Source organism: Pseudomonas sp. P110(2024) (assembly GCF_057480795.1).
Window position 1 is genome coordinate 1 of sequence record NZ_JBLIYT010000003.1, and the last position, 21903, is coordinate 21903.

The 21903-nt window shown below is 64.0% G+C and carries 18 protein-coding genes; 9 read left to right on the plus strand and 9 right to left on the minus strand.

The annotated features are described in order from the left end of the window. Positions 1-469: 469 nt before the first annotated feature. Both AC25ND_RS05120 and AC25ND_RS05125 read right to left on the minus strand, forming a co-directional pair. Positions 470-1690 (minus strand): CaiB/BaiF CoA transferase family protein, encoded by a 1221-nt coding sequence (locus AC25ND_RS05120; RefSeq protein WP_028689911.1) that lies wholly within the window; start codon positions 1688-1690, stop codon positions 470-472. 14 nt (positions 1691-1704) lie between these two features. Beyond that, a complete protein-coding gene (locus tag AC25ND_RS05125) occupies positions 1705-2886 on the minus strand; it encodes an acyl-CoA dehydrogenase (protein WP_028689912.1) in 1182 nt (393 codons plus the stop codon). A gap of 163 nt (positions 2887-3049) precedes the next feature. Between AC25ND_RS05125 and AC25ND_RS05130 the strand changes: the two genes are divergently transcribed. From AC25ND_RS05130 to scpC, 5 genes are all read left to right on the plus strand, one after another. Further along, complete coding sequence (locus AC25ND_RS05130) at positions 3050-3949, plus strand: LysR family transcriptional regulator (protein ID WP_186595074.1); 900 nt, start codon at positions 3050-3052, stop codon at positions 3947-3949. Positions 3950-4390: 441 nt separating this feature from the next. After that, entirely contained in the window at positions 4391-5512 is a 1122-nt protein-coding gene (locus tag AC25ND_RS05135; protein ID WP_186595083.1) for a Re/Si-specific NAD(P)(+) transhydrogenase subunit alpha, read from the plus strand. An 11-nt stretch (positions 5513-5523) separates the two neighbouring features. Next, on the plus strand, positions 5524-5838 hold the full coding sequence (locus tag AC25ND_RS05140; protein WP_023631272.1) for an NAD(P) transhydrogenase subunit alpha part 2: 315 nt from the start codon (positions 5524-5526) through the stop codon (positions 5836-5838). A 2-nt stretch (positions 5839-5840) separates the two neighbouring features. Continuing rightward, entirely contained in the window at positions 5841-7277 is a 1437-nt protein-coding gene (locus tag AC25ND_RS05145; protein ID WP_028689915.1) for an NAD(P)(+) transhydrogenase (Re/Si-specific) subunit beta, read from the plus strand. A gap of 188 nt (positions 7278-7465) precedes the next feature. Further along, complete coding sequence (scpC, locus tag AC25ND_RS05150) at positions 7466-8959, plus strand: succinyl-CoA:acetate CoA-transferase ScpC (RefSeq protein WP_028689916.1); 1494 nt, start codon at positions 7466-7468, stop codon at positions 8957-8959. A 69-nt stretch (positions 8960-9028) separates the two neighbouring features. On the opposite strand, the gene AC25ND_RS05155 is transcribed toward scpC, so the two are convergent. Then, positions 9029-10696, minus strand: a complete 1668-nt coding sequence (locus tag AC25ND_RS05155; protein WP_088851567.1) for a putative bifunctional diguanylate cyclase/phosphodiesterase — start codon at positions 10694-10696, stop codon at positions 9029-9031. Positions 10697-10952: 256 nt separating this feature from the next. On the opposite strand from AC25ND_RS05155, the gene rep reads away from it, so the two are divergent. Continuing rightward, positions 10953-12962, plus strand: coding sequence for a DNA helicase Rep (rep, locus tag AC25ND_RS05160; RefSeq protein ID WP_028689918.1), 2010 nt, complete (start codon positions 10953-10955; stop codon positions 12960-12962). Between the two features lie 63 nt (positions 12963-13025). After that, positions 13026-13598 (plus strand): xanthine phosphoribosyltransferase, encoded by a 573-nt coding sequence (locus tag AC25ND_RS05165; protein WP_011536381.1) that lies wholly within the window; start codon positions 13026-13028, stop codon positions 13596-13598. Between the two features lie 40 nt (positions 13599-13638). Here AC25ND_RS05165 and AC25ND_RS05170 read toward each other — a convergent pair whose 3' ends face one another. The 5 genes from AC25ND_RS05170 to dadA all read right to left on the minus strand — a co-directional run bounded on the left by AC25ND_RS05170 (position 13639) and on the right by dadA (position 19437). After that, positions 13639-15501 carry an acetyl-CoA hydrolase/transferase C-terminal domain-containing protein gene (locus tag AC25ND_RS05170; protein WP_186595085.1) on the minus strand — a complete coding sequence of 621 codons (1863 nt, stop codon included), beginning with the start codon at positions 15499-15501 and terminating at the stop codon, positions 13639-13641. 149 nt (positions 15502-15650) lie between these two features. After that, entirely contained in the window at positions 15651-16055 is a 405-nt protein-coding gene (locus AC25ND_RS05175; protein ID WP_036985953.1) for a c-type cytochrome, read from the minus strand. Positions 16056-16209: 154 nt separating this feature from the next. Further along, on the minus strand, positions 16210-16758 hold the full coding sequence (locus AC25ND_RS05180; protein WP_023629132.1) for a cupin domain-containing protein: 549 nt from the start codon (positions 16756-16758) through the stop codon (positions 16210-16212). Between the two features lie 108 nt (positions 16759-16866). After that, positions 16867-17940, minus strand: coding sequence for an alanine racemase (alr, locus tag AC25ND_RS05185; RefSeq protein ID WP_182323993.1), 1074 nt, complete (start codon positions 17938-17940; stop codon positions 16867-16869). Positions 17941-18135: 195 nt separating this feature from the next. Next, positions 18136-19437, minus strand: coding sequence for a D-amino acid dehydrogenase (dadA, locus tag AC25ND_RS05190; RefSeq protein ID WP_028689923.1), 1302 nt, complete (start codon positions 19435-19437; stop codon positions 18136-18138). A 156-nt stretch (positions 19438-19593) separates the two neighbouring features. On the opposite strand from dadA, the gene dadR reads away from it, so the two are divergent. Beyond that, positions 19594-20082 carry a transcriptional regulator DadR gene (gene dadR / locus AC25ND_RS05195; RefSeq protein ID WP_003258963.1) on the plus strand — a complete coding sequence of 163 codons (489 nt, stop codon included), beginning with the start codon at positions 19594-19596 and terminating at the stop codon, positions 20080-20082. Positions 20083-20086: 4 nt separating this feature from the next. Here the strand turns inward: dadR and AC25ND_RS05200 are convergent, their stop codons facing one another. Beyond that, positions 20087-20440, minus strand: a complete 354-nt coding sequence (locus AC25ND_RS05200; RefSeq protein WP_050707514.1) for a YkgJ family cysteine cluster protein — start codon at positions 20438-20440, stop codon at positions 20087-20089. Positions 20441-20564: 124 nt separating this feature from the next. Here AC25ND_RS05200 and AC25ND_RS05205 point away from each other — a divergent pair, with 124 nt between their 5' ends. After that, positions 20565-21857: an NAD(P)/FAD-dependent oxidoreductase gene (locus tag AC25ND_RS05205; RefSeq protein WP_028689925.1), complete on the plus strand. Its 1293-nt coding sequence runs from the start codon at positions 20565-20567 to the stop codon at positions 21855-21857. The last annotated feature ends 46 nt before the right edge of the window (positions 21858-21903 follow it).

Sequence of the window (21903 nt, forward strand, 5' to 3'; positions counted from 1 at the left end):
GAATTGCTTGATTCAATTTGTTAAAGAGCGTTTGGCTGAGAGCGTTTCGTCTCAACCGAGGCGCGCATTATACGCTTTCCTCATTTGCTGTCAAGCGTTTATTTTGAGGTTTTTAACGAAGAACTCGTTTCACTTCAAACACTTGACTCGCTGCGATCTCTCGTAGCGGGAGGCGAATCATACAGCGTTACAACCTGCTGTCAACTGCCTTTTTCACCGCTGCCGATCGTTATACCGAAGCACCTCCGCCACCCTCTTCAACAATCAACTCTTTGATATTCAAGGAGTTTTTCGTCCCGATGTCGCTGGAAGTGGGGCGCATTATAAGGGGATCTGACAGGGCGTCAACCGTTAATTTCATAAAAATCAAAAAGATCGCGTCAGAAGCCCTGGTACCTATATAAGCAGCCCCAAAACAAAAGCAGGGAGGCCTATCGGCCTCCCTGCCCCTTACTATATAGGTAGCGCGTCACAGCACCCCGGCAGCCCGGAGTCGCTGCACCGCCTCCCCATCCAACCCCAGCACATCGCCAAGCACCGCCTCGGTATGCTCCCCCAGCAACGGTGGCGCCTGCCGATACTCCACCGGCGTCTCCGACAACCGGATCGGGCTGGCCACCTGCGGCACGCTCCCCGCCAACGGATGAGGAACATCCACTGCCAACCCACGGGCCAGCACCTGCGGATCCTGGAACATCTGCGCCAGATCGTTGATCGGTCCGCACGGCACGCCTGCCTTCTCCAGCTCGCTCACCCACTCGGCCGTGGTCTTGAACACCGTGGCCTGGCGAATCAGCGGAATCAGCTCGGCGCGATTGGCCACCCGCTGTTTATTGGTGGCGAAGCGTGGGTCATCCGCCCAGTGCGCCTGCCCGGCCACTTCCGCGAACTTGCGGAACTGCCCGTCATTGCCCACGGTAAGAATGAAGTTGCCATCGGCCGTCGGGAAATCCTGGTATGGCACGATATTCGGGTGCGCATTGCCCAGCCGACGAGGCGCAGTACCCGTGGTGAGGTAGTTCATTGCCTGGTTGGCCAGGCAGGCCACCTGTACATCCAGCAGCGCCATGTCGATGTGCTGGCCGATACCAGACTGGTCACGATGCGCCAGGGCCGCCAAGATCGCCACGGTGGAATACAGCCCGGTGAGGATGTCGGTCAGCGCCACCCCGACCTTCATCGGCCCGGCCCCCTCCTCCCCCTCCGGGCGACCGGTCAGGCTCATCAGCCCACCCAGCCCCTGGATCATGAAGTCGTAGCCGGCACGCTTGGCATATGGCCCGGTCTGGCCGAAGCCGGTGATCGAGCAGTATATGAGCGTCGGATTGACCGCCTTCAGGCTTTGATAGTCCAGCCCATAGGCCGCCAGCCCGCCAACCTTGAAGTTCTCGATGACGATATCCGACTTCGCCGCCAGCTCGCGCACCAGACGCTGGCCTTCCGGCTGGGTAAAGTCGATGGTCACCGAGCGCTTGTTGCGGTTGGCCGACAGGTAGTAGGCCGCCTCGCTGGTGTTCTCGCCCTGAACATCGCGCAGGAAAGGCGGCCCCCAGGAACGGGTGTCGTCACCCGCTCCCGGACGCTCGACCTTGATCACATCGGCGCCAAGGTCAGCCAGGATCTGGCCGGACCAAGGGCCGGCCAGCACCCGGGAAAGATCCAGCACCCGCAGATGGGAAAGCGCGCCCATGGCCTGGTCCTCTATTAATAGAACGCCTGGATGCCGGTCTGCGCGCGCCCGAGGATCAGCGCGTGCACGTCATGGGTCCCTTCATAGGTGTTGACCACCTCGAGGTTGACCAGGTGGCGGGCCACGCCGAACTCGTCGGAGATGCCATTGCCGCCCAGCATGTCGCGGGCCAAACGGGCGATGTCCAGGGCCTTGCCGCAGGAGTTGCGCTTCATGATCGAGGTGATCTCGACCGCCGCGGTACCTTCATCCTTCATCCGCCCCAGGCGCAGGCAGCCTTGCAGGGCCAGGGTGATCTCGGTCTGCATGTCGGCCAGTTTCTTCTGGATCAGCTGGTTGGCAGCCAGTGGGCGGCCGAACTGCTGGCGGTCCAGGGTGTACTGGCGCGCGGTGTGCCAGCAGGCCTCGGCGGCGCCCAGGGCGCCCCAGGAGATGCCATAGCGGGCAGAGTTCAGGCAGGTGAACGGGCCCTTGAGGCCACGCACGTCCGGGAAGATGTTCTCCTCCGGCACGAACACGTTGTCCATGACGATCTCGCCGGTGATCGAAGCGCGCAGGCCAACCTTGCCGTGGATGGCCGGGGCGCTGAGGCCGTCCCAACCTTTCTCCAGCACGAAGCCGCGGATATCGCCGGCATCGTCCTTGGCCCAGACCACGAATACATCGGCGATCGGGCTGTTGGTGATCCACATCTTGCTGCCGGTCAGGCGATAGCCACCGTCGACCTTGCGGGCGCGGGTGATCATCGAGCCCGGGTCGGAACCATGGTTGGGCTCGGTCAGGCCGAAGCAGCCGATCCACTCGCCACTGGCCAGTTTCGGCAGGTACTTCTGCTTCTGCGCCTCGGTGCCGAACTCGTTGATCGGCACCATCACCAGTGACGACTGCACGCTCATCATCGAGCGGTAGCCAGAGTCGATGCGTTCCACCTCGCGGGCGATCAGGCCGTAGCACACGTAGTTCAGGCCGCTGCCGCCGTACTGTTCAGGGATGGTCGCGCCGAGCAGACCGACTTCACCCATCTCGCGGAAGATCGCCGGGTCTGTCTGCTCGTGGCGGAACGCCTCCAGCACACGGGGTGCCAGCTTGTCCTGGGCGAACTGATAGGCGCTGTCGCGAACCATGCGCTCTTCTTCAGTGAGCTGCTGATCCAGCAGCAGCGGGTCGATCCAGTTGAAGCTTGCCTTGCCAGCCATGTGCGGATTCCTCGAAAGATGGGAACGAATTGTTGTGCTGGATTGATCCTAGGCCTGATCGGCCCGCGGTACAAACGAGGATTGCGCACGGTTTAGTGATATTTTCTCACTTCGTAATCACCGAAATGCCCTGTTCAAAGCCAGACAAGTGAGGTTGACGTACATGCGCCGCAAGATCCCCAGCACCACCGCATTGGTATGTTTCGAGGCAGCCGCGCGTCACGAGAGTTTTACCAAGGCCGCCCAGGAGCTGGCCCTGACCCAGGGCGCCGTCTGTCGGCAGATTGGTGGCCTTGAGGCCTTCCTTAACGTGGAACTGTTCCGTCGCTCGCGACGGGGCGTGAAGCTGACCGAGGCCGGGCTCTCCTACAGCCGCCAGGTGGCTGCGCAGCTTGATGCGGTGGAGCGCGACACGCTTTCGGTGATGCGCCAGCAAGGCGCCAACGTGATCGAATTAGCGGTGGTGCCGACCTTCGGCACGCAATGGCTGCTACCGCGCCTGAAGGACTTCCAGCAGCGCCACCCCGAGGTCACGGTCAACCTGACCAACCGCACCCGCCCCTTCCTGTTCGCCGACACGCCCTTCGACGCCGCCATCTACTTCGGCGACGCCGACTGGTCCGGCACCCAGTCCCACCGCCTGATGGGCGAGAACCCCATGCCGGTGTGCAGCCCCGCGCTGCTGGAAGGGCAAGCCAGCCTCGACGCCCGGCGCATCGCCGAGTTGCCCCTGCTGCAGCAGACCACGCGCCCCTATGCCTGGCGGCAGTGGTTCGACGGCCTGGGCCTGAGCGTCGAACGCGACATGACCGGCCCGCGCTACGAACTGTTCTCCATGCTGGCCCAGGCCGCCATGCACGACATGGGCATTGCGCTGATCCCACCCTTCCTGATCCAGCGCGAGTTGCAAGAAGGCCGACTGCTGGTCGCTAACTGGCATGCCCTCTCCAGCGACAAGGCCTACCATCTGATGATCCCCGAGCGAAAGGTGGAATCCGCTTCGCTGCGGGCGTTTCGCGACTGGCTGGTGGTGCAGGCACAGCAGTACACCGCCGCCAACTGAAGGCAAAAACCAAATAATTGACTCCGTAGTCAATTATTTTTAACACCTACAGATATATGGATTTGTCGCAAATTCGTAATCTGTTCCGTAGAGCGGAAAAACCGTAGCAACCCTAGTGACTACGCGGGTTTGCGGCTTATTTTGCGACATTCACAACGCCGTGAACGAAAACGGCCGAAATTTTTTCTTTTTTTCCCCTAAGCTGCGAATAGCGCGTACTTGACGGGCTGGATCGGAATCGTTGCGACATACGGTCACAGGGTGACTTGTAGTTTTAAGTTCGTTTCGCTTCAGAACCTGTTGAAGGCCCCTGGGTTCGTCTGCAAAATGCCTCTCCCGCCTCGAACCAGGCGGAGTCGTGCTCTACGGCCGCCCAGCCGCACCACCCGAAGTGCGCTGGTTTCCATAAAGACAATAAAGGTCACCGCAGGAGACATAGTCGTGCACATTGGTGTTCCTCTCGAGACGCAGACGGGTGAGACAAGGGTCGCCGCGACCCCGGAAACCATCAAGAAACTGGTAGGCCAGGGCCATCAGGTCACCGTGCAACGGGGGGCAGGGCTCAACGCCAGCATTCCGGACAGTGCCTATGAAGCCGTGGGCGCCACCCTGGGCGAAGCCACTGACGCCTTTGGCGCGCAGCTGGTGCTCAAGGTGGTCGCGCCCAATGACCAGGAACTGGCGCTGATCAACAGCGGCAGCCTGCTGGCGGGCATGCTCAACCCCTTCAACAACGAACTGATCGGCAAGATGGCCGAACGCGGCATCACCGCCTTCGCCCTGGAAGCCGCGCCGCGCACCTCGCGGGCCCAGAGCCTCGACGTGCTGTCGTCCCAGGCCAACATCGCCGGCTACAAGGCCGTGCTGCTGGCGGCCCACCACTACCCACGCTTCATGCCCATGCTGATGACCGCCGCCGGCACGGTGAAAGCCGCCCGCGTGCTGATCCTCGGCGCCGGCGTCGCCGGCCTGCAGGCGATCGCGACGGCCAAGCGCCTGGGCGCGGTGATCGAAGCGTCGGACGTGCGCCCGGCGGTGAAGGAGCAGATCGAGTCGCTGGGGGCCAAGTTCATCGACGTGCCCTACGAGACCGATGAAGAACGCGAATGCGCCGAAGGCGTCGGCGGCTATGCCCGACCGATGCCGGCCAGCTGGATGCAGCGCCAGGCCCAGGCCGTGCACGAACGCGCCAAGCAGGCCGATATCGTCATCACCACCGCGCTGATTCCCGGGCGCAAGGCGCCGACCCTGCTCAGCGCCGAGACCGTGGCGCAGATGAAACCCGGCTCGGTGGTCATCGACCTCGCCGCGGCCCAGGGTGGCAACTGTCCGCTGACCGTGGCCGATCAGGTCGTCATGCACAACGGCGTGACCCTCGTCGGCCCGACCAACCTGCCGGCCCAGGTCGGCGCCGATGCCTCGGCGCTGTACGCGCGCAACCTGCTGGACTTCATGAAGCTGCTGTTCGACAAGGACGGCAACCTGGTCATCAACCTCGAAGACGACATCGTCGCCGCGTGCCTGATGTGCCGCGACGGCCAGGTCGTGCGCAAGAACGGCTGAGGAGCACGACAATGGAAGACATGCTGATTTCCCACGGCATCTACAACCTGATCATCTTCGTGCTGGCCATCTACGTGGGCTACCACGTGGTGTGGAACGTCACCCCGGCCCTGCACACGCCGCTGATGGCGGTCACCAACGCCATTTCCGCGATCGTCATCGTCGGCGCCATGCTGGCCGCCGCGCTGACCGTCACCCCGGCCGGCAAGGTCATGGGCACCCTGGCCGTCGCGCTAGCCGCGGTCAACGTGTTCGGTGGCTTCCTGGTCACCCGCCGCATGCTGGAAATGTTCAAGAAGAAAACCAAGAACGAGGGGCAGAAGTAAGCATGAGCATGAATCTGGTAACGCTTCTGTACCTGGTCGCCTCGGTCTGCTTCATCCAGGCGCTCAAGGGCCTCTCGCACCCGACCACCTCACGCCGGGGCAACCTGTTCGGCATGATCGGCATGGGCATCGCCATCCTCACCACGGTCGGCCTGATCTACAAGCTTGGCGCGGAGCTGGCGACCGCTGGCATCGGTTACGTCATCGTCGGTCTGCTGGTCGGCGGCAGCGCTGGCTCGATCATGGCCAAGCGCGTCGAGATGACCAAGATGCCCGAACTGGTCGCCTTCATGCACAGCATGATCGGCCTGGCCGCGGTGTTCATCGCCATCGCCGCCGTGCTCGAGCCGCAATCGATGGGCATCGTCGCCAGCATCAGCGACCCGATCCCCACCGGCAACCGCCTGGAGCTGTTCCTCGGCGCGGCCATCGGTGCGATTACCTTCTCGGGCTCGGTGATCGCCTTCGGCAAGCTGTCGGGCAAGTACAAGTTCCGCCTGTTCCAGGGCGCACCGGTACAGTTCGCCGGCCAGCACAAGCTGAACCTGATCCTGGGCCTGGCGACCATCGCCCTGGGACTGCTGTTCACCTTCACCGGCCACTACAGCGCGTTCACCCTGATGCTGGCCCTGGCCTTCGTCATGGGCGTGCTGATCATCATCCCGATCGGCGGCGCCGACATGCCGGTGGTGGTGTCGATGCTCAACAGCTATTCGGGCTGGGCGGCGGCGGGTATCGGCTTCTCGCTGAACAACTCGATGCTGATCATCGCCGGCTCCCTGGTGGGCTCCAGCGGTGCGATCCTCTCGTACATCATGTGCAAGGCGATGAACCGTTCGTTCTTCAACGTCATCCTCGGCGGCTTCGGCGGCGATACCGATATCGGCGCGGCGCAGGGTTCGAAGGAGCAGCGCCCGGTGAAGTCCGGCTCGGCCGACGACGCCACCTTCCTGCTGAGCAACGCCGACAGCGTGATCATCGTTCCCGGCTACGGCCTGGCGGTGGCGCGCGCCCAGCACGCGCTCAAGGAACTGACCGAGAAGCTGGTGCACAACGGCGTGACCGTGAAATACGCGATCCACCCGGTTGCAGGCCGTATGCCAGGCCACATGAACGTGCTGCTGGCCGAAGCCGAGGTGCCGTACGACCAGGTGTTCGAGATGGAAGACATCAACGCCGAGTTCGGCCAGGCCGACGTGGTACTGGTGCTGGGCGCCAACGACGTGGTCAACCCGGCGGCGAAGAACGATCCGAAGTCGCCGATTGCCGGCATGCCGATCCTCGAGGCCTTCAAGGCCAAGACCATCATCGTCAACAAGCGCTCAATGGCCAGCGGCTACGCGGGCCTGGACAACGAACTGTTCTACCTGGACAAGACCATGATGGTGTTCGGTGACGCCAAGAAAGTCATCGAGGACATGGTCAAGGCCGTGGACTGACCCGACCTTGCACCTATAAGAAGTGCATAAGGCCCCTGGGGAGATATTCCCAGGGGCCTTTTCATTGGCTTGATCCAGATCAACGGCTCTACTTCCGGCGTTCGCCTACGACCATGGTCGCGGGACGGTTCCGGGTGAAATCTCTAGACTGCGCTTCCAGTAGCTTCAGTAGCCTGAGATAACAATCCATGTACCGTGATCGTATCCGCTTGTCCTCCCTGCACAGCAAGGTTATGAGTGCGGCTGACGCCGCTGGCCTGATCCAGGACGGCATGACCGTCGGCATGAGCGGTTTCACCCGCGCCGGCGAAGCCAAGGCCGTGCCCCACGCACTGGCCGAGCGTGCAAAACAGTCGCCGCTGAAGATCAGCCTGATGACCGGCGCCAGCCTGGGCAACGACCTGGACAAGCAACTGACCGAGGCCGGCGTGCTGGCCCGGCGCATGCCGTTCCAGGTCGACAGCACCCTGCGCAAGGCCATCAACGACGGCAAGGTGATGTTCATCGACCAGCACCTGTCGGAAACCGTCGAGCAGCTGCGCAACAAACAGCTCACCCTGCCGGACATCGCGGTCATCGAAGCGGTGGCGATCACCGAGCAAGGCCATATCGTGCCGACCACCTCCGTCGGCAACTCGGCCAGCTTCGCGATCTTCGCCAAGCAGGTCATCGTCGAGATCAACCTGTCGCACCATGCCAACCTCGAAGGCCTGCACGACATCTACATCCCGACCTACCGCCCGACCCGCACGCCGATCCCGCTAGTGAAGGTCGACGACCGCATCGGCAGCACCGCGATCCCGATCGACCCGGCCAAGATCGTCGGCATCGTCATCAGTGATCAGCCGGACTCGCCGTCCACCGTGCTGCCGCCTGACCACGAGACCCAGGGCATTGCCGACCACCTGATCGCCTTCCTCAAGGGCGAGGTGGACGCCGGGCGCATGAGCAACAACCTCGGCCCACTGCAGGCCGGCATCGGCAGCATCGCCAACGCGGTGATGTGCGGCCTGATCGAGTCGCCGTTCGACAACCTGACCATGTACTCCGAAGTGCTGCAGGACTCGACCTTCGACCTGATTGACGCCGGCAAGCTGAGCTTTGCCTCGGGCAGCTCGATCACCCTGTCGAGCCGCCGCAACGCCGACGTGTTCGGTAACCTGGAGCGTTACAAGGACAAGCTGGTGCTGCGTCCGCAGGAAATCTCCAACCACCCGGAAGTGGTCCGTCGCCTGGGGATCATCGGCATCAACACGGCGCTGGAGTTCGACATCTACGGCAACGTCAACTCCACCCATGTCTGCGGCACCAAGATGATGAACGGCATCGGTGGCTCGGGCGACTTCGCCCGCAACGCGCACCTGGCGATCTTCGTCACCAAGTCGATCGCCAAGGGCGGCGCGATTTCCAGCGTGGTGCCGATGGTCAGCCACGTCGACCATACCGAGCATGACGTGGACATCCTGGTGACCGAGGTGGGCCTGGCCGACCTGCGCGGCCTGGCGCCGCGCGAGCGTGCCCGGGTGATCATCGACAACTGCGTGCACCCGGACTACCGCGCAGCGCTCAACGATTACTTCGAGCGCGCCTGCCAGCGTGGCGGGCATACCCCGCATATCCTGCGCGAAGCCTTGAGCTGGCATGAAAACCTGGAAGAGACCGGGCGCATGTTGGTCGGTTGATCATCTTTACGGCTTGAAATTGCCGGGGGCGCTTTGCGCCCCTTTTCGCGGCACAAGGCTGCATGAGAGCTATAAGGTCTGCACCAGACCCGGGCTCGGCACCTGCAACAGGTACTCGATCAACGCCTCCACCGGCAACGGCCGGCTTACCAGGAAGCCCTGCACCTGGTCGCAACCGAATGCCCGCAGCAGCGCCAGCTGCTCCTCGCTCTCCACCCCTTCGGCCACCACCTCCAGGTTCAGGTTGTGCGCCAGGTTGATCATCGCGTGCACCAGCTTGGCATTCTCCTCGCGCTGCTCCATGCCACCGACGAAGCTACGATCGACCTTGAGCAGCGTGATCGGCAGGCTGTTCAGGTGCACGAACGACGAGAAGCCGGTCCCGAAGTCATCCAGCGAGAAACGCACCCCCAGGCGCCCCAGGGCGTCCATGGTCTGGCGCACCAGCTCGTTGCGCCGCATCACGGCGGTCTCGGTCAGTTCGAACTCCAGCCAGCGGGCATCGACGCCGTGCTCGACGATCAGCCGGCTCAGAGTGGCCAGCAACTGGCTGTCCTGAAACTGGCGGAAGCTCAGGTTCACCGCCATGTGCAGCGGCGCCAGGCCGCGCTCGCGCAGGGCCTGCATGTCGCTCAACGCCCGGGAGATCACCCAGTAGCCCAACGGCACGATCAACCCGCTCTGTTCGGCCAGCGGCACGAACTCGCTGGGCGCCAGCAGGCCGCGCTCGGGATGGTTCCAGCGCACCAGCGCCTCGAGCCCGACGATGCAGCCATCGGCGAGGTTGAGCCGCGGCTGGTAGTGCAGCTCCAACTCGTCGCGGCGCAGGGCGCGGCGCAGCTCGCTTTCGAGGTCGGCCAGGCTGCGGGCGTTGCGGTTGATGCGCTCGTTGAACACATGGAAGGTGCAGCCCTGGCTGCTCTTGGCCTGGCGCATGGCGATATGCGCGTGCCACATCAGCGGGTCGGCGCCGGCCTGGGCGCGGGCATGGGCGATCCCCAGGCTGCAGCCGAGCAGCAGGCTCTCGCCGTCGATCCAGTAGGGCTCGGTCAGCGCCTCGGTAATGCGCTCGGCCATCCACTCGGCGCGGTTGGGGTCGCGCCGGGTGTCGATCAGCAGGGCAAACTCGTCGCTGCCCAGGCGCGCCAGTTGATCGCTCGCCTCCAGTTGGTGCTTCAGCCGGGCGACCACCTGCAGGATCAGGCGGTCCCCCCCCTGGTGGCCGAGGGCATCGTTGACGTGACGGAAGTTGTCCAGGTCGAGGTGGCCGAGGGCCAGGCCGCGGCCTTCGTTCTCGGCCAGGCGCGCGGTCAGCAGGGCCTGGAAGCCCTGGCGGTTGGCGATGCCGGTCAGCGGATCCTGTTCGGCCAGCCGCTGCAGGGTGGCCACCAGCACACCGCGCTCGCGCACATGGCGCAGGGAGCGACGCAGGGTATCAGTGGTCAGCTGCGCCAGCACCAGCCAGTCGCTGACACCCAGCGGCGCGCTGGCCGGCTCCTGCTCCAGCAGCAGGATGGTCGGCAGCTCGCAACGCCCCGGGGCCGGCTGCAGCTCGGGCGTGGCCAGCACCACGGCCTGGCGGTCGTTGGCGAACAGGCTGTCCACCGCCGCCCAGGTCGGCGCGGTCAGCAGCACGACACTGCCACCCATCGGCTGCAGGCATTCGCGCAGGTGCACGGCCCATTCCGACTCATCAGCCAACAGCAGCAAACGCAGGGGTTCGACAGGCGTGGACAAGCGGGCTCCTTAGACATGGGCGGTGGAACGGCGAGCGCGGGCAATCCTACCCGATTAATTGGAAATGATTTTCACTTTTAGTCGTTGCCCTTCCCTGGCCGCCATCCCGACGCAATCTGACGTGCATCCTGCGCGAAAGTAGCAGATGCGGCAAATCCGATTCGCGCCCTCCATCACAACGTCAGACGGTCGCGCATTAATAGCCCCATGCCTGCTAGAATGCGCGGCTATTTTCTGGTTACCCCCGGTTTCTAGCATGTCCCGACTCAATCCCCGGCAACAGGAAGCCCGAGACTACGTCGGCGGCCCTCTTTTGGTGCTCGCCGGTGCAGGCTCCGGCAAGACCAGCGTGATCACGCGCAAGATTGCCCACCTCATCCAGAACTGCGGCATCCGCGCCCAGTACATCGTGGCGATGACCTTCACCAACAAGGCCGCGCGCGAGATGAAGGAGCGGGTCGGCACCCTGCTGCGTCCGGGAGAAGGCCGGGGCCTGACGGTGTGCACCTTCCACAACCTGGGCCTGAACATCATTCGCAAGGAACACGAGCGCCTGGGCTACAAGCCGGGCTTCTCGATCTTCGACGAATCCGACATCAAGGCGTTGCTGTCGGACATCATGCAGAAGGAATACTCCGGCGACGACGGCATCGACGAGATCAAGAACATGATCGGTGCCTGGAAGAACGACCTGATTCTGCCGCCCGAGGCCCTGGAAAAGGCGCGCAACCCGCGCGAGCAGACCGCGGCCATCGTCTACACCCACTACCAGCGCACGCTCAAGGCGTTCAACGCGGTGGATTTCGACGACCTGATCCTGCAACCGGTCAAGCTGTTCCAGGAGCACCCCGACGTGCTCGAACGCTGGCAGAACCGCGTGCGCTACCTGCTGGTGGACGAGTACCAGGACACCAACGCCAGCCAGTACCTGCTGGTGAAGATGCTGATCGGCATGCGCAACCAGTTCACCGTGGTCGGCGACGATGACCAGTCGATCTACGCCTGGCGTGGCGCCCGCCCCGAGAACCTGATGCTGCTCAAGGAGGACTATCCCTCCCTGAAGATCGTCATGCTCGAGCAGAACTACCGATCCACCAGCCGCATCCTGCGCTGCGCCAACGTGCTGATCGCCAACAACCCCCACGCCTTCGAGAAAGAGCTGTGGAGCGAGATGGGCGTTGGTGACGAAATCCGCGTGATCCGCTGCAAGAACGAGGAAGCCGAGGCCGAACGCGTGGCCATGGAAATCCTCACCCTGCACCTGCGCACCAACCGCCCGTACAGCGACTTCGCCATCCTCTACCGGGGCAACTACCAGGCCAAGCTGATCGAACTGAAGCTGCAGCACCACCAGGTGCCGTACCGCCTGTCCGGCGGCAACAGCTTCTTCGGCCGCCAGGAGGTCAAGGACCTGATGGCCTACCTGCGCCTGCTGGTGAACCCGGACGACGACAACGCCTACCTGCGGGTGATCAACGTGCCGCGCCGCGAGATCGGCTCGACCACCCTGGAAAAGCTCGGCAACTACGCCACCGAACGCGGCATCTCGATGTACGCCGCCAGCGAGGAGCTGGGCCTGGGCGAGCACCTGGATGCCCGCTACACCGAGCGCCTGCAGCGCTTCAAGCACTGGCTTGACGGGGTGCGCCACAAAGTCGCCCTGGAAGACCCGATCGCCGCGCTGCACGAGATGATCCGCGACATCGATTACGAGAACTGGATCCGCCAGCAGACCGCCAGCGACAAGGCCGCGGAGTTCCGCATCAGCAACGTCTGGTTCCTCGTCGAAGCGCTGAAGAACACCCTCGAGAAGGACGAAGAGGGTGACATGACCATCGAGGACGCCATCGGCAAGCTGGTGCTGCGCGACATGCTCGAGCGCCAGCAGGAAGAGGAAGAGAACGCCGAGGGCGTGCAGATGATGACCCTGCACGCCTCCAAGGGCCTGGAGTTCCCCTACGTGTTCATCATGGGCATGGAGGAGGAGATCCTCCCCCACCGCTCGAGCATCGAGGCCGACACCATCGAAGAGGAACGCCGCCTGGCCTACGTGGGCATCACCCGCGCGCGCCAGACCCTGGCCTTCACCTTCGCCGCCAAGCGCAAGCAGTACGGCGAAATCATCGACTGTACCCCGAGCCGGTTCCTCGACGAACTGCCGCCGGACGACCTGGCCTGGGAAGGCCTGGACGATGCGCCCGTGGAAGTGAAAGCCGCGCGCGGCAACAACGCCCTGGCCGATATCCGGGCGATGCTCAAACGCTGATCAACCATTACTCTTTAACTTTGCCGCTTCGTGCGGCCACCTTTGTTACATCGGAGACACACAGTGGAAGCACTGCAGCAGAAGATTCGCGAAGAAGGCATCGTGCTTTCCGACCAGGTACTCAAAGTCGATGCGTTTCTCAACCACCAGATCGACCCTGCGCTGATGCAGCTGATCGGTGACGAGTTCGCCCGCCTGTTCGCCGATTCGGGCGTGACCAAGATCGTCACCATCGAAGCCTCCGGCATCGCCCCGGCGGTGATGACCGGCCTGAAGCTCGGCGTACCGGTGATCTTCGCCCGCAAGCACCAGTCGCTGACCCTGACCGAGAACCTGCTGACTGCCTCGGTGTACTCCTTCACCAAGCAGACCGAGAACACCGTGGCCATCTCGCCGCGCCATCTCAACAGCAGCGACCGCGTGCTGGTGATCGACGACTTCCTGGCCAACGGCAAGGCGTCCCAGGCACTGATCTCGATCATCAAGCAGGCCGGCGCCACCGTGGCAGGCCTGGGCATCGTCATCGAGAAGTCGTTCCAGGGCGGCCGTGCCGAACTGGACAGCCAAGGCTATCGCGTCGAATCGCTGGCTCGTGTGAAGTCGCTTGAAGGCGGCGTAGTCACGTTCATCGAGTGATGGACTCGTGGGAGCGGGCTTGCCCCGCTCCCACGCTGCATCATTGCCGCGTCGCCTGAAGCGCCGCCAGCAGCAACCGCTGATACAACTCCGCCTTCAAACCCTGCGGGTCATCCAGCCGCATCCGCGCCAACTGTGCTCCATACCCCTCGGGCCCCGGTGCATCCAACGCCGCCTTGCCCAACTCCAAAACCTCGCTCAGCTTGAACTTGCTCTTCAACCAGTTCAGCGCCCGCAACAGATCCCGCTCCTCTGCCGTGAAATCAGTCCCCAGCGGATACTCAGGGAACAGCCGTGCATGCCGCGCCCGAATAGTCTCAAGCCGCTCAGGCGTATTGTTCATGAACCGCGCCTCCAGCTCGAAGTCCTTGGCCAGCTTGCCCGCCGCCTTGGCCTGCTCCATCAGCTCGCGCTGAAAACGTGAGTCACTGATCGCCAGCAACCGCGCAATGACTTCGCTGTCGGTCTGCCCGCGCAGGTCGGCAATGCCGTACTCGGTGATCACGATGTCCCGCAGGTGCCGGGGGATGGTGCAATGGCCGTAGGTCCAGTAAAGGTTCGAGGTCACTTCGCCACCGGCCTCACGCCAGCTGCGCAGCAACAGGATCGAGCGACCGCCCTCCAGCGCGTGCCCCTGAGCGACGAAGTTGTATTGCCCGCCCACGCCGCTGAGTACCCGGCCATCCTCGAGCTGGTCGGCAACCCCCGCGCCGAGCAGGGTCATGCCGAACACCGTGTTGACGAAGCGCGCATCCCGACGCTGGCGACGCTTGCGCGCCTCCTGGCCGTAGAGCTCGTTGATGAAGCTGATGGCGCTCATGGCGAAACGTGCGCGCTGTTGCAACGGCATCTCGCGCAGGCGCTGGTAGAACGCCCGAGGCCCAAGGAAGAACCCGCCATGGATCAGCACCCCCTGCTCGTCGGCAGGACGGCGCACCACCCCGGCGTCGGCCAGTGCCAGCAGGCCATTGACGAACATCTCGCTGCAGCCGTACAGCCCCTGGGCGAAGGTATCCAGCCCCCCTTCCCGCTCGATCAGCGCCTGCCATGGTCCGATATCCAGCTCATCGAGCAGCGCACGATAGCCCTCGTTGTCGCCCTGGCGCGCCAGCAGCGCCGCGGTGATCGCATCACCCATGGCGCCGATGCCGATCTGCAGGGTGCCGCCGTCGCGTACCAAGGCGCTGGCATGCAGGCCGATGCAATGGTCCTGGGTGTTCACCGGCATGTTCGGGGTGGAGAACAGCCGGCGTCGCTCGGGCTGGTCGATCAGCAGGTCGAACTGCGTCAGTTCCAGCTCCGCGTCCCCGGGCATGTAGGGCAGTTCGTCGTGGACTTGACCCAGCACCAGAATGGTCTCGCCAGCGGCGCGACGCCGGGTGATCATCGGCAGCAGGTCGAGGGTGATGTCGGGATTGCATGCCAGACTTAGGTGGTCGGGCCTTTCAGGCGTGGCCGCCACCAGTTGCGCGACCAGGTTCAGGCCTTTGGCGTTGATGTCGCGGGCCGCGTGGCTGTAGTTGCTGCTGACGTAATCCTGCTGCGCCGCGTCGCTGTGCAACAGGCTGCCGGGCTGCATGAAGAACTGCTCGACGCGTATGTTTGCCGGGAGTCGGTCGGCACGCAGGTCGGCCAGGTAGGTGAGTTCTTCATAGTCGGCGAACACCCGCTCGACGAAGGGCTCGAGGAAACGACGCTGCAAACCATCGCCCAGCGCGGGACGACCAAGGGATAGGGCGGTGTAGATCGTCAGCCGGCGCTCGGGGAGATCGCGAACTCGCGCATACAACGCGTTGACGAAGGCATTGGGTTTGCCCAGGCCAAGCGGCAGGCCCATGTGGATATGGCTGGGCAGGCGGGCCAGGGCTTGTTCGACAGCCTGGTCGATGGAGCAGCGATACATCTGGGCCTCCTGAGTCATCCTTGGGTTCAGGGGTTGGACACAAGTCGCAGCGGGTTGGTTGCCTGTTCCGGCACCGCAATAGGGCCATCAGAGTCCGAAAAAACAAAAGCCCGCCATCAATGGCGGGCTTTACTCGAATCAGATCAGGTTCACAGCCCCGACATCTTCTTGATCGCACCTTTCAGGTCTTCATCCGAGCAATCGGCGCACGTCCCTTTCGGTGGCATGGCGTTGATGCCGGTGATGGCCTTGGCCAGGATGCCATCGAGGCCGCCCTGGTGGTCGGCGCGTTCTTTCCAGGCCGCCGTGTCGCCAATTTTCGGCGCGTTCAGCAGGCCAGTGCCATGGCAGGCGTTGCAGTGCTTGGCGATGATCTCGTCCGGGGTCTTGGCACCGCCCCCGCCGGCAGTGGCGGCCACTTCCATGCCCTTGCATTCCTGGCCCTGGACGCACACCTGGCCAACCGGCTCGAGGCGCTTGGCGATGTCGTCGTTGGTTGCAGCGGTTGCGCTCATTGCCCAAAGGGCGAATACGGCTGCTGGTACGGCCAGCATCTTCTTGATTTGGTTCACGCGAACACCCTCATGGTGGCTAATCACGCCCGCGGCCACGGAATTGCGAGCGTTGAAAAGTATAGCGGGAACCCGGAAGGCGTGAAACGACCACACTGAGGGAAAGGGTATTGGCGAATCAATGCACTGCGCTGGATCAAAAGTTCGACGGGGTCGCCGCACTGATCAGCCGCGCCGGCTCCTCGAACGGGTTGCGAAAGCGGTGCGGACGGGTGCTTTCGAAGTAGTAGCTGTCGCCGGCCTCGAGAATGAATATTTCAGTGCCGACCACCAGTTCCAGGCGGCCTTCGAGCAGGATGCCGGTCTCTTCGCCGTCGTGGGTGAGCATTTCCGCGCCGGTGTCGGCACCCGGCGGGTAGACCTCGGTGAGGAAGGCGATGGCCCGGTTGGGATGCGACTTGCCGACCAGCTTCATGGTCACCGCGCCATCGGAGATGTCGATCAGCTCGTGGGCCTTGTAGACGATCTGGGTCGGGCTCTCAGGCGCCAGCTCCACCGAGAAGAACTCGACCATGGACATGGGGATGCCGCTGAGCACCTTGCGCAGGGAGCTGATCGACGGGCTGACGCTGTTCTTCTCGATCATCGAGATGGTGCTGTTGGTCACCCCCGCGCGCTTGGCGAGTTCGCGCTGGGACAGGCCCTTGAGCTTGCGGATGGCTTGCAGTCGTTCACCGACGTCCAAAGCTGGAGCCTCCTGAATCGGTCGAGATGGGGGTAGTGTGAACGATATGATGGCAATGCCGTTCAGTATTTACAACACACAGCCCCGCAGCCTGTCCGCTTCAGCGTCTTATTCGCCGATATAGTCCAGTGGCACGCGTTTGAGATTGCAGAAGATCTGGTACGGAATGGTCCCGGCCTGCAGCGCCACGTCACTGGCCAGGACTTGCTTGCCCCATAGCTCCACCGGGCTGCCGACAGTGGCCTCGGGCACCTCGGTGAGGTCGACGCAGAGCATGTCCATCGACACCCGGCCGATCAGCTGGGTGCGCTTGCCGGCCACCACCACCGGGGTGCCGGTGGGCGCCTGGCGTGGGTAGCCGTCGGCATAGCCCATGGCGACCACGCCCACGCGGGTCGGGCGCGGGCTGACGAATTTGGCGCCGTAGCCCACCGGCTCGCCGGCCGGCAGCTCGCGCACGCTGATGATCCGCGATTGCAGGGTCATCACCGGTTGCAGGCGGGCCGCTTCGGCCTGCGCCACCTCGAACGGCGTGGCGCCATAGAGCATGATGCCCGGGCGCACCCAGTCGCTCTTGATGCGCGGCCAGCCCAGCACCGCCGGGGAGTTGCGCAGGCTGCACTCGGCGGCCAGGCCCTGGCGCGCGGCCTCGAACACGGCGACCTGTTGCTCGGTGGCGGCGGCATCGAGTTCGTCGGCGCGGGCGAAGTGGCTCATCAGCACGATACGCGACACCATGCCGCTGGCCAGCAGGCGCTGGTAGGCGTCGTGATAATCCTTGGGGTGCACGCCGACGCGGTGCATGCCGGTGTCCATCTTCAGCCAGATGGTCAGCGGCTTGCGCACCGAAGTCTGCTCGATCGCTTCCAGCTGCCACAGCGAATGCACCACGCACCACAGGTCATGCTCGGCGATCAGCGCCAGCTCGCTGGCCTCGAAGAAACCTTCGAGCAGCAGCACCGGCGCCTTGATGCCCGCCGCGCGCAGCTCCAAGGCCTCCTCGATGCAGGCCACGGCAAAACCGTCGGCCTCGGGCTCGAGCGCCAGGGCGCAACGCACAGCGCCATGACCGTAGGCGTCGGCCTTGACCACTGCCAGGGCCTTGGCGCCGGTCAGCTCACGGGCCAGGCGGTAGTTGTGACGGAGGGCTTGGAGGTCGATCAGGGCACGGGCGGGACGCATGGCGGCAGCCTTCTGGCAATTCTGGTTATCGATAAAGCCCCGACACGGCAGATGGGGGTAGGTACCCACCGCGCCGGGGTGAGGGAACGGGTCAATCGGTTTTCGGCCTTATCGCGGGACAAGCCCGCTCCCACCAGACTCTACGGTGTTCGTGGGAGCAGGCTTGCCCCGCGATAAGGCCAGCAGTATCAATGCTTACTGATGCGCAGGCGCCGGCTGCCCGTGCTTGGCGATCTCGCGGCTGTTGCCATAACGCGAGATGTCCAGGCCTTCGGCACTGATCTGCGGCTTCTTGCGCGCGATCAGGTCTGCCAGCAGGCGACCGGAACCGCAGGCCATGGTCCAGCCCAGGGTGCCGTGACCGGTGTTGAGGAACAGGTTACGGAACTTGGTCGCCCCGACGATCGGGGTACCGTCCGGGGTGGCCGGGCGCAGGCCGGTCCAGAAGCTCGCCTGGCTCAGGTCGCCGCCGCGAGGATAAAGGTCGTTGACGATCATCTCCAGCGTTTCGCGTCGACGCGGGTTCAGCGACAGGTCAAAACCGGCAATCTCGGCCATGCCGCCAACGCGGATGCGGTTGTCGAAACGGGTTATGGCGACCTTGTAGGTCTCGTCCAGGATGGTCGAAGTCGGCGCCATGTCGCCATTGGTGATCGGCACGGTCAGCGAGTAGCCCTTGAGCGGATAGACCGGGGCCTTGATGCCCAGTGGTTTGAGCAGTTGCGGCGAATAGCTGCCCAGGGCCAGCACGTAGCGGTCGGCGGTTTCCAGCTTGCCGTCGATCCATACGCCGTTGATGCGGTCACCGGCGAAGTCCAGGCGTTGGATATCCTGACCAAAACGGAACTCGACGCCCAGCTTGATGGCCATTTCGGCGAGCTTGGTGGTGAACAGCTGGCAATCGCCGGTCTGGTCGTTGGGCAGGCGCAGGGCACCGGCGAGGATGTCCTTCACCCCGGCCAGGGCCGGCTCGACACGGGCGATGCCGTCGCGGTCGAGCAGCTCGTAGGGAACGCCGGACTGTTCCAGCACGGCGATATCCTTGGCCGCGGCGTCCACCTGGGCCTGGGTGCGGAACAGCTGGGTGGTGCCCAGGCTGCGGTTTTCGTAGGCGATGCCGGTCTCAGCGCGCAGCTCGTCGAGGCAGTCGCGGCTGTACTCGGACAGGCGCACCATGCGCTCCTTGTTCACCGCGTAGCGGCTGGCGGTGCAGTTGCGCAGCATCTGCGCCATCCACAGGTACTGGTCGACGTCGCCGGTCAGCTTGATGGCCAGGGGCGCGTGGCGCTCCAGCAGCCACTTGATGGCCTTGAGCGGCACGCCCGGGGCGGCCCAGGGCGAGGCATAGCCGGGCGAGATCTGGCCTGCGTTGGCGAAACTGGTTTCCATGGCCACCGCCGGCTGGCGATCGACCACCGTGACCTCGAAACCTTGCCGGGCCAGATAGTAGGCACTGGCGGTACCGATCACACCGCTACCAAGTACCAGAACTCGCATTGTTGTATCCCTCGCACGCGGCTCGCCGCAGTCTTTTGTTGAAATGGCATGGATGCGCGCAGTATATGAATCTCCGACCAGTGCTATTCACTATATAAGCAGCTATATTTGGCGAGAATTCTCGGCAAAATCGCCTTTCACGGAGGGGCATCCCCTATGAGAACCCAGCACCAGAGCAAACGTGAACTGGACAAGATCGACCGCAACATCCTGCGGATCCTGCAGAATGACGGGCGTATTTCCTTCACCGAACTGGGCGAAAAGGTCGGACTGTCCACCACCCCCTGCACCGAACGCGTGCGGCGCCTGGAGCGCGAGGGGATCATCATGGGCTACAACGCCCGGCTCAATCCGCAGCACCTGAAGGGCAGCCTGCTGGTGTTCGTCGAGATCAGCCTGGACTATAAGTCCGGCGACACCTTCGAGGAATTCCGCCGCGCCGTGCTCAAGCTGCCGCACGTGCTGGAGTGCCACCTGGTGTCGGGCGACTTCGACTACCTGGTGAAGGCGCGGATCTCGGAGATGGCCTCGTACCGCAAGCTGCTCGGCGACATCCTGCTCAAACTGCCCCATGTGCGCGAGTCGAAGAGTTACATCGTGATGGAAGAGGTGAAAGAGAGCCTGTGCCTGCCGATCCCGGACTGAGGTCTCAGACCAGCACCTGACGGGTCGTGGCGATGAACTGGTGGACCAGTTGCTCGGCCGCAGGCTCGATGGGTTGCGCCGGTCCTCGGCCACGGGGGCAGGCCAGGCGCGGGGTGGTACCGAACAGGCGGCAGATCATCGGGCGCTCTGCATAGACCGTACAGCCGTTCGGGCCCAGGTGCACGCAGTCCAGCCGCTCCAGGGCGGCGTCCTGCTCGGCCTGGGTCTTGCGCGGCAGACGGGCCATTTCCTCGGCGGACGTGGTGACCGGGCCGCAGCAGTCATGGCAGCCGGGCTCGCACTCGAACGAGGGAATGAGTTCGCGCAGGAAGTGGATCTTGTGGCGGTTGCAGGACATGACCAAGGACAGTGCGATGAATGAGGTTGAATTATAAGCCCAGTCGCGGTGCGCCGATGCGACTTGCCCCGCGATTGGGCAGTTGCCTATCCTCCCCCTTTCGTCTCAACCCAGGAATCGCCCCATGGTCCACAGCGCGCAGCACGCCGCCTCCTACTACGCCGCCAGCAGCGCGCCCCACCCTGACCATCCGTTCCTGCAAGGCGAACACAGCGCCGACGTGTGCATCGTCGGCGGTGGCTATTCAGGCCTGAACACCGCCATCGAACTGGCCGAGCGCGGCTTGTCGGTGATCCTCCTGGAGGCACGCAAGCTCGGCTGGGGCGCCAGCGGCCGCAACGGCGGCCAGCTTATCCGCGGCGTCGGCCACGGCCTGGAGCAGTTTCTCCCGGTGATCGGTGAAGAAGGGGTTCGCAGCATGAAGCTCATGGGCCTGGAGGCCGTGGAGATCGTCCGCGACCGCGTCGAGCACCATGGCATCGACTGCGATTTGACCTGGGGCTACTGCGACCTGGCCAACAAGCCCGCCGAACTGGAGGGCTTCGCCGAAGACGCCGAGGAGCTGCGCAACCTGGGCTATCGCCACGAACTGCGACTGGTACAGCCCGGCGACATGCACTCGGTGGTGGGTTCGGGCCGCTATGTCGGCGGCCTGGTCGACATGGGTTCGGGCCACCTGCACCCGCTCAACCTGGCACTCGGCGAAGCCGCAGTGGCCAGCCGCCTGGGTGTCGGCCTGTACGAGCAGTCTGAAGTCACACGCATCGACTATGGCCCCGAGGTGAAGGTACACACCGCCCAGGGCCGGGTGCGCGCCAAGACCCTGGTGCTGTGCTGCAACGCCTACCACAACGACCTCAACCGCGAGCTGGGCGGCAAGGTGCTACCCGCCGGCAGCTACATCATCGCCACCGAACCCTTGGGTGAAGAACGCGCCCGCCAGTTGCTGCCGCAGAACATGGCGGTGTGCGACCAGCGCGTGGCACTGGACTACTACCGCCTGTCCGCCGACCAGCGCCTGCTGTTCGGCGGCGCCTGCCACTACTCCGGACGCGACCCGCAGGACATCGCCGCCTACATGCGGCCGAAGATGCTCAAGGTGTTCCCACAGTTGGCCGATGTGCGCATCGACTACCAGTGGGGCGGCATGATCGGCATCGGCGCCAACCGCCTGCCACAGATCGGCCGTCTGGCCAGCCAGCCCAACGTCTACTACGCCCAGGCCTATTCCGGCCATGGGGTCAACGCCACCCACCTGGCCGGACGCTTGCTCGGCGAGGCCATTAGCGGCCAGCAGGGTGGTCGTTTCGATCTGTTCGCCAAGGTGCCGCACACCACGTTCCCCGGCGGCCAGCTGCTACGCTCGCCGCTGCTGGCGCTGGGGATGCTCTGGTACCGGCTCAAGGAGCTGGTCTGATACCGGCCTGAACCAGGCCCTCCGTGGGAACGGCCTTGTGTCGCGC